Below are 12,290 nucleotides of genomic sequence, written 5' to 3'. Positions count from 1 at the left end.
ATGAAATTAAATATTGCGGTACTACCCGGAGATGGTATTGGTCCTGAGATTATTGGACAAGCTTTAAGAGTTACTGAAGCTGTTTGCGAGAAATTCGGTCACGAATTATCATATGAATATGGTATTGTAGGAGCATGTGCCATTGATGAAGTGGGAAGCCCCTACCCTGATGCTACACACGAACTTTGTATGGAATCTGATGCTGTTTTATTTGGTGCTATCGGAGATCCTAAATATGATAACAACCCATCGGCAAAAGTTAGACCCGAGCAAGGTTTATTGAAAATGCGCAAAGATCTGGGATTATATGCAAATCTTCGTCCTATCAATACATTCCCATCGTTAATACACAAATCGCCTCTTCGTGCAGAACTAGTTGACGGTGCTGATTTTATGTGCATACGTGAACTAACAGGAGGTCTTTATTTTGGACGTCCTCAAGGAAGAAGCGAGGATGGAAATACTGCGTATGACACTTGTGTGTATACTCGTGAAGAAGTAGAACGCATACTTCATCTATCTTACAAATATGCACGCCAACGTCGCAAAAAAGTGACAGTTGTAGATAAAGCAAATGTGCTTTGTACTTCTCGTTTATGGAGAGAAGTAGCTCAAGAAATCGAGAAACAGTATCCTGATGTTGAAACAGAATATATGTTTGTTGATAATGCTGCTATGCAGATTATTCAATGGCCAAAACGTTTTGATGTATTAGTTACAGAAAACTTATTCGGTGATATTCTTACTGACGAATCTTCTGTTATTACAGGTTCATTAGGTATGTTGCCATCGGCATCCATTGGTATACACACATCGGTATTTGAACCTATTCACGGGTCTTATCCTCAGGCAGCAGGCAAGAATATTGCGAATCCTGTGGCTACCATATTATCGGCAGCGATGATGTTCGAGTATGCTTTTGATTTACAAAAAGAAGGAAAAATCATTCGTGATGCAGTAAATGCGTCTTTAGAAGAAGGCATTGTAACGGAAGATATTGCTTCTAACGGAAAATCCTATACGACATCTGAAGTTGGAGATTGGATTGTTGATTTTGTAAAAAGATAGCCCTTTAAATAAAAAGGAATAAAACTTAAAAAGTGAGTGATTTTTTGTCACTCACTTTTTTATTTCTATATTTTGGCTCAAATGCCAAATTCTGGTCAAACAAATATATTTTTTATATGAGAAATCATCATATCTTATTTATTATAGTTGGGTTATGCTGTATATTTCTTTTAAGTTGCAAAACAACAAAAGAAAAACAAAACCTTAAAGTGAAAACAGAAGGAATATCCAAAAAGAAAGGCGAAGATTTTGACAGCTTTTACTCAAAATTCATGTCTGATGCCAAATTTCAAAAATCAAGGGTAACTTTTCCTCTAAAGTGTGACATATCGGAACCTGGCAGAAATCTGAAGATTATAGAAGCAAATGATTGGATTCCGATGAAAGTACCCATTAGTCAAGTGGATCGAAGTATATATAAAGTAAAGATAACCAAGACATCGACTGTGGTTACTCATCGAATATATATAGAAAATTCGGACACTGATATATTGCTAAAATACAAGCTGATAAAAGGAAAATGGTATTTAATATACTATAAAAGTATTTTTTTATAATCAAATTATGCACAATCTTCATTCTATTAGAGGTATACAAATACAAAACTCTATAAAAAATCATACCTTTGTAACAGAATAAAAAATATATGAAAGAAAAGCCTAAGAATACACTGTTATCAGAAATAAAAGTAACCGAGAATGCCGAGTTACTGAATTTCTTAGTGGAAAAAAATGTAAGAAAAAGTAGAAATGCGACTAAGTCACTATTGGTTCACAAACAAATCAAGGTAAACAACAAGGTCGTATCACAACATAATCATGAATTAAAGCCGGGAGATACAGTTTCAATACATAAACAAGATCATAAGCTTGAACAAAAGAAACTGAAAGGACTTACTGTTATATATGAAGATAAGGATCTTCTGGTTGTAGATAAAGAATCCGGGCTATTATCTGTTTCAACAGGAAAAGAACTGTTAAAAGAAACAGCGTATAATATTATAAATGATTATGTAAAAGGGAAAAATGCAAAAGAGAAAGCTTATGTATTATTTCGCTTGGATAGAGAAACATCCGGTTTAATGGTTTTTGCCAAAAATCCTGAAATACAAGAAGACTTACAGCACGAATGGATATTACATCCACCCAAACGTTCTTATCTGGGTGTAATAGAAGGACCTTTAGTTCCGGCAAAGGGTACGATTACTCATTGGTTAACAGAGAATAAGAATTTTGTAGTATTTGCATCTAAAACAGACAATGGAGGTTTGGAGGCTATTACCGAATACGAAACAATCAAATCAAATAGTAGATATTCGGTTATCAGACTAACTCCTACTACTTCCCGTAAAAATCAGTTGCGAGTTCAATTGCAATTTATAGGTCATCCTATTGTTGGTGATAAAAAATACGGCTCGAAAATAAGCCCATTACGTCGGATAGCTTTACATGCCGATGAGTTAGAGTTTACGCATCCCAGAACAAAAGAAAAAATACAATTATCATCGCCACTGCCTAAAAAAATGCAAGTAATGGTCGATGCTATTCAACCTAAAAAGAAAGAAGTTTCGGAGGAGTAAGAGTAAATGGATACATTCAAAACAGTGAAAGAAACTTCCAAAGGATTATTTACTGAGAAAAAAAGTAAATTTATATCCTTTGCGATTCCTGTTCAAACTGTAGAAGATGTAAAAATCGAAGTTGAAAAATACCGAAAAGAATATTATGATGCCCGACATGTTTGTTGGGCATACATGCTTGGTTCCGGAAGAGATGAATTTAGATCAAACGATGACGGAGAGCCTTCGGGAACAGCAGGTAAGCCTATATTAGGACAAATAAATTCGAATGAATTAACTAATATACTCATCGTTGTGATTCGTTATTTTGGAGGAGTTAAACTAGGTACTAGCGGATTAATTGTTGCCTATAAAGAGGCCGCTATTGAAGCTATAGCCAATGCCGAAATTATAGAAAAAACTGTAGATTTGGAGATCAGTTTTCAGTTCGAATATCCTTTTATGAATGATGTAATGAAAATTGTAAAAGACTTAGAACCTGCAATTTTAAATCAGCAATATGATACAGATTGTTTCATGACATTAAAAATACGTAAGGGATTATACGACCAACTCATATCCAGATTAGAAAAAGTCGAGAGTTTACATTTCCCACAAACAGATTAATTTTACAGAACTATTTATTCTTTTGGTAAGCAAAATCATCATAGATAGTTATGTTCTTTAAATGTATTATTAAATATTTTCTTTTACTTAATTAAACTTATAAATATATCAGTTATGAAAATATCAATTATAGGTGGTGGTAATATGGGAGGAGCTATTGCTTCGGGATTAGCATCTGGAACTATATTTGCCCCACAAAATATTACAGTTATAGATCGTAATCAAAAAAATATCGATGCTCTTGCAAAGGCTAATATTAACGGAGTAATTAATGATTATTCATCATTATCTGAGGCCGATATAATAGTTTTAGCTGTTAAGCCTTGGTTTATTGAAGAGGTATTAGCTAAACATGCAAAATCGTTTAACTCAAAGCAAATTATTATATCTATTGCAGGTGGTATTTCACTAAATCAACTTTCGGAGTGGATTATTCCGGATTCTGCTATATACAGAGTCATGCCAAATACAGCCATTGCAATAAAAGAGAGTATGAGTTTTGTTGCATCACATAATACTACAAAAGAAAAAGATGAACTAATCCTCAGAATATTTAGTGAACTAGGAAAGGCCGAGTTTATTGACGAAAAATTATTTGCTGCTGCAACCTCACTTGCTTCATGCGGAATAGCTTTTGCTTTCAGGTACATACGTGCAGCAATGGAAGGTGGAATCGAAATGGGATTAAAATCCGATCAAGCCAAAGAAGCCATTATTCAAACACTCAGAGGGGCAGCAAACTTACTGGAAGCTAACAACAGTCATCCCGAAGTTGAGATAGATAAGGTTACCACACCTGGAGGAATAACGATTAAAGGATTAAATGAAATGGAAAACGCAGGATTTACGACTGCAGTCATTAAGGGATTAAAAGCCAGCTATGTCAAGTAGAAGAGGGATTGAGAAATTCTTAAAGAAACAGAGAAATATAAAACGCGATAATTGAAATCGGTGGATACATCAATTAAAAGGAAGTTATATTATTTCAATCCCGGACATGAGGGTGCAATATTAAGTTCATCGCCTTATTATACGCCGCCTGCTAATATGGTAAATCTGCAAAACGATTTAGCATACTTGCCTGCTTGGTATGCAAAGCCAATTGATTTTGTATTGTTACAAGCTGAATTACCACTTAAGTTTAAGAAATACTTATCCAAAAATTTACGACCTATTGCACAAGGATTTACTGAAAATAATTTGAATAGGTCTTTAGAAGAGGTGCATTTATGGGGCATCTCTCCGCAATCTATTAACTATTTTGAGAAGTTGGGTGATAAATATCATTTAGAATTTAAACTGCCTGAATGGAAAGATGAATTAAGACAATTGTCAAGTAGAGAAACTGCCAAAGAATGCTTAACCGATCTGTGTAGTAGAATTTCAGCTATTTCACCAGATATCATTCCCTACTTTTACACAACATTGAATGAGATCGAAAGTCTTGTTCAAGAAAAACAATATCAATTTTTAGCTAAAGCCCCCTACTCTTCTTCGGGAAGAGGGTTATTATGGTTACCTATAGGTGAGTTAACACAGACTGAACGCCAGATTTTACAAGGAATTCTAAATAAACAAAAGATTGTTTCTATAGAGAAAGTTCTCAATAAGAAGCTTGATTTTGCTATGGAATTTATTTTAGAAGATAATAATATTCGCTTTGAAGGATATTCTTTATTCGAAACAAATAACAAAGGTGCATATCTAGGCAATTATATTGGTTCACAAAGAAACTTAGTAGAAAAGGTCAATAGTTTTATTGATTATACTCTTCTGGAGGAAGTAAAAAGACAGCTATCAAAGATTATCCAAGAGAAATTTGGTAAGTTTTACTCCGGCTGTATAGGTGTTGATATGATGATTTATCAAGAAAATGAAGAATATAAATTGCATCCTTGTGTAGAGATCAATGTAAGAGACAATATGGGGTTACTGGCTCTTCGGTTTAGTGAAAATTATTTGGAAACAGGTGCTGAAGGTACTTTTTTTACAGACTTTAGCTCTATTGAAGGAGAACAAGAAGTCAGGCACATTGAAATGAAAAAGAAATATCCTGTTTTATTTTCGGATGGAAGAATAAAATCAGGATATTTATCACTATGTCCTGTAAATGAAACAACTAAATACAGGGCTTATGTTTTAATCAACAATAGTTAATTACTTCTTTTTACTGCTTCGGTATTTTATAAAAACAGGAATAGAATCGAACTTAGCTACATTTCCTTGCATATCCACGACAGATGCATCTAACTGATATACACCTTCCCATATCGGAACAGTTTTTGAAGTCCCATCTATGGTAACAGTCATCAGAGAATCAATTCTAAATATCTGAGAAATTGTTATCTGGGTAGTATCGAATATCGATACACTTTGATAATTTCTATAAAAATATGCAGTAGTATCTCCCGGTGCCAGCTTAATACTATCTTTTGCGTGTCTTATTCTGAAGGTATAAGATGATAATGCAGTATCGTCTGTAAATCGTGCATTAAATATTGGAAATACTGTATCTGTTTCTCTATATACATATAAAGTATCACCTGCCACAGGTGAAAATACCTCTATGGTGGGAGGTGTGTGATCGCCATCATCGATCTTTGTGCAAGAGAAAAAGACACTCGTACCTATAAATAAGCTTATAATAAGAATAAAAGATATATTTCGAACCATTAAATTTCTGTTTGTTAGGACTACCCAAAGATAAAGATTTTCATTCATCCTGTAATCCATAAATAAAGAGAAAAAGAGAAACTATTAGCTTACTTCTCTAAGCTTGACTTTAAATCCGCAACAGCTTCTTTTATATTTTTAGCCTCTTGTAACAAAGTAATAAATTTACTACCAATGATTGCACCACTGGCATTTGCCTGAGCAGCATCTAAAGTGGCTTTGTTTGATATACCGAACCCTATCAGACGAGGGTTTCTGAGATTCATAGCATTTATTCTCTTGAAATAAGCCTGTTTCTGATCATCAAAACTTTTCTGAGCGCCTGTTGTAGCTGCGGATGATACCATATAGATAAAGCCATCCGTATGCTCGTCTATGAAACGAATTCGTTCATCAGAAGTCTCAGGAGTAATTAGCATGACTACCTTCACATTATATTTATCAGCAATCGGTTTGTATTCTTTGATGTAATCATTGAATGGCAGATCGGGAATAATAGTTCCATCAATACCAACTTCTTGACATTTCTTACAGAAATTCTCGAAACCATACTGCATAATCGGATTCAAATATCCCATCAATATAAGTGGAATAGATACCTCTTTACGTATATCTGTTAATTGTTCGAATAGCTTTGATAAAGTCATACCATTTTGTAAAGCTACAGTACCGCTGGCTTGTATAGTAGGACCGTCGGCCATCGGATCCGAAAAAGGAATACCTATTTCGATTAAGTCTATACCATTTGCTTCCAACTCTTTTATGACATCAACAGTATCATCTATGTTAGGGAAACCTGCTGTAAAATATATAGATAGTATATCCTTTTGCTTCGTTTCGAAAAGTTGTTTTATTCTATTCATTTTTCAATTGATTTATAAATTGTTCTAATAGTGTTATATTTTTCAAGCCCGGTTCTAATTCGAATTTACTATTCAGATCCAGAGCATATAGTTTAGGATGAGATATTTTCCGGATAGCTTCTACATCTTCTGCTGAAATACCTCCACTTAAAAAGAAGGGAGTATTTCCCATATATTCATCAAGAATATTCCAATCAAATTTTAAGCCAGAACCTCCATGCTGAGACGTTTTTGTATCAAAAAGAAAGTAGTCACAAACATCAACATACTGATCCATTTTAATGAAGTCTGAAGATTCAGAAACATTAAAAGCTTTAATTATAATAAGTTTCGGATACTTATTCTTTATATTCGAGCAGTACTCTAGAGACTCATTCCCATGTAACTGTACTACTGATAGTTTATACTTTTCAATCAGCCTTAAAAGTGATGAAATATCTTCATTCACGAAAACACCTACCCTACTTATTGTATTGGGTAAAATATCTAATAGCGAAGATTCCAAATCTTGAATATATCGAGGCGATTTTGGATAAAATATCAACCCCATATAATCAATAGGCAATTGAGCTAAAGCCTGAATATTCTCAGGATTTTTCATCCCGCAAACTTTAATCTTCATGACAACTCTTGAATGAAATTAGCCAAAGCTTTCCCCGGATTATCAGTTTTCATAAAATTCTCACCCATTAAGAAGCCTCTATATCCTACTTGCCGAAGATCAATCACTGTTTGAGGTGAGGAAATTCCACTTTCTGATATCTTTACAAATTCATCAGGTATTTTATCAACTAAATCAAATGAAGCCTGTATATCTGTAACAAATGTTCCCAGATTGCGATTATTTACGCCCACAACATCTACATATTCATTGATGTGTCCGAGTTCTTTTTCATTATGAACCTCAAGCAAAACATCTAAGCCCAATTCTTTTGCTTTTGTAGCAAATTGCTTAGTCTCTTGAATAGTAAGCGATGACGCAATCAATAATACGGCACTGGCTTCCATTGCAGCAGCCTGATAAAACTGATATTCATCTACCATAAAATCTTTGCGAAGCAGAGGAGTCTGAGTTAAGGAACTAGCCAAAGTAAGATCTGCAAAAGTACCTCCAAAGAATTCTGTATCGGTTAGAACAGAAATGGCACTTGCACCTCCATTTGAGTACAGAGGAACTACTTCTTCTATTTTTGCATTTTCGAAAATCCAACCACGAGAAGGTGAGCGTCTTTTAAATTCGGCAATTATTCCTGTCGAAGAATTTATAAGAGATTGCTTAAATAATCCCTGCTTACGATCAACATTCGCTATTTGTTTAAGCAATTGATCTATACTAACTTCTTTCTTTTGCTGCTCTACCTCAATACGTTTATTAGCAACTATTTTATCTAAAATATTAGTCATAATCTTAATCTCATTTATTTCTTAGTTCCAACAATAGAAAAAGTCATAGGCACTTTATCTCCTAACACGTCAATCTGATACTTATCTACATCAATTTTAATTGTATGATTAAAGCAATTATAGGGTGAGTAATTATACTCATCAAATGAATTGATTTCAATATTATGCTTAATCAAGCTATTTAAAACCTCACTTGTACTATGGTTCCAGTTAACTGTGGAATATTCGATGTTTGCATTTCTATCCGCATAAGAACCTTCGTTTACTTCTACAATCTCTCCCGAATTAAAATAATTATAGTCAATCTTTTTAAAATCATTATCAAACATCCAAATAAAAGGATGAAATTCAACAAAAATAAATTTGCCTCCGGACTTAAGATATTTTGATACAATTGCCGCCCATTTATCTAAATCGGGAAGCCAACCGATAGTGCCATAACTAGTAAAAATAATATCGTATTGTTTATCTAAATGATTAGGCAGATCAAAAATATTACAACAGATAAATTGAGTATCTACATTTGCTTGCTGTGCAAATTCTTTAGCTTTCTCAATCGCTTTATCCGATAAATCAATACCTGTAACCTTAGCTCCCATTCGACTAAGTGAGATACTATCCTGACCGAAATGGCATTGAAGATGTAATATCGATTTTCCTTTAATATCACCAAGTAAACTTAATTCGATCTCCTTTAATGAGTTTTTTCCATTTAAAAAAGCTTCGTTTTCATAAAAATCAGATTGTATATGTATCTCTGTCTTTAAATTCCAAGCATTCTTATTTATTTCTATATAATTACTCATCTTCTAATTCTTTTAATTTAGATTTTTCTTGCTGAATAAATGCTTTAATCATCTCTCTATAAATAGATTCTGCAATATCAGGATCAAGATTTTCTTTTTGAGCTAAACCTCTAACTTTAGTTATTACTTGCTCTACCCGTTTAGGGGCTTCAACTTCCGATTCCGTTTTCTTAAATTGTGCAGCCTGATCAACAAAGGTACTTCTTTCTGAGATCAGTCGAATGAGTTCTTGATCAATACGATCAATATTTGCACGAACATCATCTAAAGATTGGCAAGTAATTACTTTCATATTGAGACGTTTTATCCGATTAACTGTTTAGCTCTAAGAATCGTTTAAAGGTCGATTTTAATCTACCACTTTCTATGGCTTCTGTAGCTTGTGCAATACATTCTTCAATAGAAAGAGTCGGGTCAATCGTTTGAATAGCTATTGCCGAATTGGCAATTACTGCATTCTTCTGTGCTTTTGTTGCTGTATTATTGATTACGTTATCAAAAATATCCGATGCGTCTTCGGGGGTTTTACCACCATCCAGATCAAGTTCCGAACATCTTTCAAATCCCAATAATTCCGGTGAATAAATACTTTCAGAATATCTGTTTATTACTTTAAAATCGCCGGTTAAGGATATTTCATCGTAACCATCCAAACCATGTACAATTGCATAATCAACATCAGTCTGTTGATACATATAATAATACATACGAGCCATTTTAAGATTGAATACCCCTAGCACGCTTCTCTTAGGACGAATCGGATTAGCTACAGGCCCCAACATATTAAAGAAAGTACGTACTCCTAAAGCCTTACGGACAGGTGCAACTTCTTTCAACGCATTGTTGAATAAAGGAGCATGCAGATAAGCAATATTAATTTCAGCTAATGATTTCTCCAACTTACTTACATCTGCTGTAAACTTCACACCGTGCTGTTCCATCACGGTTGAAGCACCACTAACGGATGTTGCCCCGTAGTTACCATGTTTAGCGACCTTATATCCTGCCGCTGCCACTGTAAAACATGACAAGGTCGATATATTGAATGTGTTCTTATTATCTCCTCCCGTACCTACAATATCTACCGGATTGTAAGATGCCAAAGGTGTTACATCCGCACACAATTCGAGCAGTGCATCGGTAAAACCGAGAAACTCATCTATACTGATACTGCGCATCAGATAAACACTAATAAAGGCAGCGATCTGAGAGTGGTTGTATTCACCGTTCGATATGCGAGTCAGTATATCTTTCGATTCTACACGGCTCAACTGTTGGTGATTGAATAATCTATTTAATACTTGTTTCATCGTTTTTAGGCTAATTTTTCTAATGTTTTTGTCGTTTTACTGATTTCTTCATCTGTCAGCTTGTAATTCGACATATTTCCTGTTAAATACTGATCGTAAGCTGTCATATCGATTAAACCATGTCCTGACAAACAAAATAGTATGTTTTTTTGGACACCTTCCTCTTTAGCTTTCAAAGCCTCACGTATTACGGTCGCAATAGCGTGTGTTGATTCGGGTGCAGGAATAATTCCTTCTGTATTTGCGAATAGTTTACCAGCTTCGAATGTTTCCAATTGAGGAATATCCTGAACTTCTATCAATCCGTCTTTGCGTAATTGACTAACAATAGTTCCTGCTCCATGATATCTCAATCCTCCAGCATGTATATCAGCCGGTTGAAAGTCATGGCCAAGCGTGTACATGGGTAAAAGAGGAGTTAAACCAACTGAATCACCAAAGTCATACTCAAATTTACCTCTCGATAATTTAGGACATGAGGCAGGCTCAGATGCAATGATACGAATACCTTTTCCATCAAGTATTTTATGACGAAGAAAAGGAAAACTTATTCCGGAAAAGTTAGAACCGCCACCAAAACATCCGACAACTATATCAGGATATTCTCCTGCGATTTCCATTTGCTTTTCGCTCTCCAGACCAATTACAGTTTGGTGTAATGAAACATGATTCAAAACACTACCTAAGGTATATCGGGTATCGGGATCTTTGGCCGCCATTTCTACCGCTTCCGAAATAGCAATACCTAAACTTCCCGAATTATTGGGGTCTTTAGCTAGTACACTTTTTCCTGATTCGGTTTTATTACTTGGCGAAGCTATTACATTGGCACCCCATGTTTGCATCATCATCCGTCTGTATGGCTTTTGCTCATAGCTCACCTTTACCATATATACTTCCAAATCCAGACCGAATACACTCGAGGCAAAACTTAATGCTGCTCCCCATTGTCCGGCTCCCGTTTCGGTTGTCAAACGCTTGATCCCTTGTTTCTTATTATAATATGCCTGAGGCAATGCAGAATTTAATTTATGAGATCCGATAGGGCTCACACTTTCGTTCTTGAAATAGATATGAGCAGGCGTACCTAAAGCCTTTTCCAATCCTGTTGCTCTCACCAGTGGAGTTGGTCTCCATATTTTATATAGTTCTCTTACTTCTTCCGGAATATCGATCCATCTCTCTTGAGACATTTCCTGCTCGATAAGTTCTTTGGCAAATATGGGTTCTAAATCTTCGGCATTCAGTACCTCTTTTGTAGCAGGATTCAATGGAGGTAAAGGCTTGTTTACCATATCTGCTACAATATTATACCATTGTTTTGGAATCTCATCTTCGCTTAAAAGTATCTTCTTTGACATAACAAATTGCTTATTTAAATAATATTAGATTTTAGCTTAAATTGAATGCTAGTTATTTTGATAAAAAATTCTTTACGATTATTGCTCCTTGAGGGGTTAATACAGATTCGGGATGAAACTGTACACCATGCACATCGTATTCTTTATGTTTCATAGCCATAATCTGTCCGTCATTATCTAAGGCAGTTACAATGAAACATTCGGGAAGATTTTTTGAATCTACAATCCATGAGTGATAGCGACCTACTTCTATTTCTTTATCAAGACCTTCCAAAATATAATCGTCTGCAGCGATATTGGCATTCGTTGTAATACCATGATATACATCTTCCAGATTTACCAGATTAGCACCGAATGCTTCTCCTATCGCTTGATGTCCTAAGCATACTCCCAAGATAGGTTTGGTTGAAGCATATTCCTTTATTAAAGGCAATAATAAACCTGCCTCGGATGGAATACCCGGACCGGGTGATAAGATAATCTTATCGTATTGTGCTATATCGGCTAATGCTATTTTATCATTTCGAACAACATCTACATCTGTATATCCAAGTTGTTTTACTAGATGAACCAGATTATATGTAAATGAATCGTAATTGTCAAAAATTAATATTTTCATA

General features: G+C 34.7%; 15 protein-coding genes. 6 read left to right on the top strand and 9 right to left on the bottom strand.

Features of this window, described 5'->3' with window-relative positions; translation table 11 throughout:
- From leuB to G7050_RS15325, 6 genes are all read left to right on the top strand, one after another.
- On the top strand, positions 1-1,068 hold the full coding sequence (leuB, locus tag G7050_RS15350; RefSeq protein WP_166117017.1) for a 3-isopropylmalate dehydrogenase: 1,068 nt from the start codon (positions 1-3) through the stop codon (positions 1,066-1,068).
- Positions 1,069-1,277: 209 nt separating this feature from the next.
- The gene (locus G7050_RS15345) at positions 1,278-1,625 is read left to right on the top strand and encodes a DUF4348 domain-containing protein (protein ID WP_166117015.1); all 348 of its coding nucleotides are present in this window, start codon (positions 1,278-1,280) and stop codon (positions 1,623-1,625) included.
- 89 nt (positions 1,626-1,714) lie between these two features.
- Positions 1,715-2,647, top strand: a complete 933-nt coding sequence (locus G7050_RS15340; RefSeq protein ID WP_166117013.1) for an RluA family pseudouridine synthase — start codon at positions 1,715-1,717, stop codon at positions 2,645-2,647.
- Positions 2,648-2,653: 6 nt separating this feature from the next.
- On the top strand, positions 2,654-3,253 hold the full coding sequence (locus G7050_RS15335; protein WP_166117011.1) for a YigZ family protein: 600 nt from the start codon (positions 2,654-2,656) through the stop codon (positions 3,251-3,253).
- A gap of 114 nt (positions 3,254-3,367) precedes the next feature.
- A complete protein-coding gene (gene proC / locus G7050_RS15330) occupies positions 3,368-4,144 on the top strand; it encodes a pyrroline-5-carboxylate reductase (protein ID WP_166117009.1) in 777 nt (258 codons plus the stop codon).
- Between the two features lie 156 nt (positions 4,145-4,300).
- A complete protein-coding gene (locus G7050_RS15325) occupies positions 4,301-5,410 on the top strand; it encodes a hypothetical protein (RefSeq protein WP_255499176.1) in 1,110 nt (369 codons plus the stop codon).
- Here the strand turns inward: G7050_RS15325 and G7050_RS15320 are convergent, their stop codons facing one another.
- The 9 genes from G7050_RS15320 to G7050_RS15280 all read right to left on the bottom strand — a co-directional run bounded on the left by G7050_RS15320 (position 5,411) and on the right by G7050_RS15280 (position 12,289).
- A complete protein-coding gene (locus G7050_RS15320; protein WP_166117007.1) occupies positions 5,411-5,926 on the bottom strand; it encodes a DUF4625 domain-containing protein in 516 nt (171 codons plus the stop codon).
- A gap of 89 nt (positions 5,927-6,015) precedes the next feature.
- Positions 6,016-6,789 carry a tryptophan synthase subunit alpha gene (gene trpA, locus G7050_RS15315; RefSeq protein WP_166117005.1) on the bottom strand — a complete coding sequence of 258 codons (774 nt, stop codon included), beginning with the start codon at positions 6,787-6,789 and terminating at the stop codon, positions 6,016-6,018.
- Positions 6,782-7,411: a phosphoribosylanthranilate isomerase gene (locus tag G7050_RS15310; RefSeq protein WP_166117003.1), complete on the bottom strand. Its 630-nt coding sequence runs from the start codon at positions 7,409-7,411 to the stop codon at positions 6,782-6,784. Before G7050_RS15310 ends, trpA begins: the two co-directional genes overlap by 8 nt.
- Entirely contained in the window at positions 7,408-8,193 is a 786-nt protein-coding gene (gene trpC, locus G7050_RS15305; protein WP_166117001.1) for an indole-3-glycerol phosphate synthase TrpC, read from the bottom strand. The genes G7050_RS15310 and trpC overlap by 4 nt, the downstream gene beginning before the upstream one ends.
- Positions 8,194-8,207: 14 nt before the next feature.
- Complete coding sequence (locus G7050_RS15300) at positions 8,208-8,999, bottom strand: bifunctional 2-polyprenyl-6-hydroxyphenol methylase/3-demethylubiquinol 3-O-methyltransferase UbiG (RefSeq protein WP_166116999.1); 792 nt, start codon at positions 8,997-8,999, stop codon at positions 8,208-8,210.
- A complete protein-coding gene (locus G7050_RS15295) occupies positions 8,992-9,291 on the bottom strand; it encodes a chorismate mutase (RefSeq protein WP_185154938.1) in 300 nt (99 codons plus the stop codon). The genes G7050_RS15300 and G7050_RS15295 overlap by 8 nt, the downstream gene beginning before the upstream one ends.
- A 19-nt stretch (positions 9,292-9,310) precedes the next feature.
- Positions 9,311-10,309 carry an anthranilate phosphoribosyltransferase gene (trpD, locus tag G7050_RS15290; protein ID WP_166116996.1) on the bottom strand — a complete coding sequence of 333 codons (999 nt, stop codon included), beginning with the start codon at positions 10,307-10,309 and terminating at the stop codon, positions 9,311-9,313.
- A gap of 5 nt (positions 10,310-10,314) precedes the next feature.
- Positions 10,315-11,670, bottom strand: coding sequence for a TrpB-like pyridoxal phosphate-dependent enzyme (locus tag G7050_RS15285; RefSeq protein WP_166116994.1), 1,356 nt, complete (start codon positions 11,668-11,670; stop codon positions 10,315-10,317).
- Positions 11,671-11,722: 52 nt separating this feature from the next.
- On the bottom strand, positions 11,723-12,289 hold the full coding sequence (locus tag G7050_RS15280) for an aminodeoxychorismate/anthranilate synthase component II (protein ID WP_166116992.1): 567 nt from the start codon (positions 12,287-12,289) through the stop codon (positions 11,723-11,725).
- Between the last annotated feature and the right edge of the window lies 1 nt (position 12,290).

This window comes from Dysgonomonas sp. HDW5A (assembly GCF_011299555.1).
Classification (GTDB): Bacteria; Bacteroidota; Bacteroidia; order Bacteroidales; family Dysgonomonadaceae; genus Dysgonomonas_A.
Note: the sequence above shows the minus strand (reverse complement) of the source record. Positions and strands in the feature narration are given on the sequence as shown.

Bases quoted from the DNA above. Each gene is read 5' to 3' on its own strand.
- leuB (WP_166117017.1), top strand. From the start codon at position 1: ATGAAATTAAATATTGCGGTACTACCCGGAGATGGTATTGGTCCTGAG.
- G7050_RS15340 (WP_166117013.1), top strand. From the start codon at position 1,715: ATGAAAGAAAAGCCTAAGAATACACTGTTATCAGAAATAAAAGTAACC.
- G7050_RS15335 (WP_166117011.1), top strand. From the start codon at position 2,654: ATGGATACATTCAAAACAGTGAAAGAAACTTCCAAAGGATTATTTACT.
- proC (WP_166117009.1), top strand. From the start codon at position 3,368: ATGAAAATATCAATTATAGGTGGTGGTAATATGGGAGGAGCTATTGCT.
- G7050_RS15325 (WP_255499176.1), top strand. From the start codon at position 4,301: ATGGTAAATCTGCAAAACGATTTAGCATACTTGCCTGCTTGGTATGCA.
- G7050_RS15320 (WP_166117007.1), bottom strand. From the start codon at position 5,926: ATGGTTCGAAATATATCTTTTATTCTTATTATAAGCTTATTTATAGGT.
- trpA (WP_166117005.1), bottom strand. From the start codon at position 6,789: ATGAATAGAATAAAACAACTTTTCGAAACGAAGCAAAAGGATATACTA.
- G7050_RS15310 (WP_166117003.1), bottom strand. From the start codon at position 7,411: ATGAAGATTAAAGTTTGCGGGATGAAAAATCCTGAGAATATTCAGGCT.
- trpC (WP_166117001.1), bottom strand. From the start codon at position 8,193: ATGACTAATATTTTAGATAAAATAGTTGCTAATAAACGTATTGAGGTA.
- G7050_RS15300 (WP_166116999.1), bottom strand. From the start codon at position 8,999: ATGAGTAATTATATAGAAATAAATAAGAATGCTTGGAATTTAAAGACA.
- G7050_RS15295 (WP_185154938.1), bottom strand. From the start codon at position 9,291: ATGAAAGTAATTACTTGCCAATCTTTAGATGATGTTCGTGCAAATATT.
- trpD (WP_166116996.1), bottom strand. From the start codon at position 10,309: ATGAAACAAGTATTAAATAGATTATTCAATCACCAACAGTTGAGCCGT.
- G7050_RS15285 (WP_166116994.1), bottom strand. From the start codon at position 11,670: ATGTCAAAGAAGATACTTTTAAGCGAAGATGAGATTCCAAAACAATGG.
- G7050_RS15280 (WP_166116992.1), bottom strand. From the start codon at position 12,289: ATGAAAATATTAATTTTTGACAATTACGATTCATTTACATATAATCTG.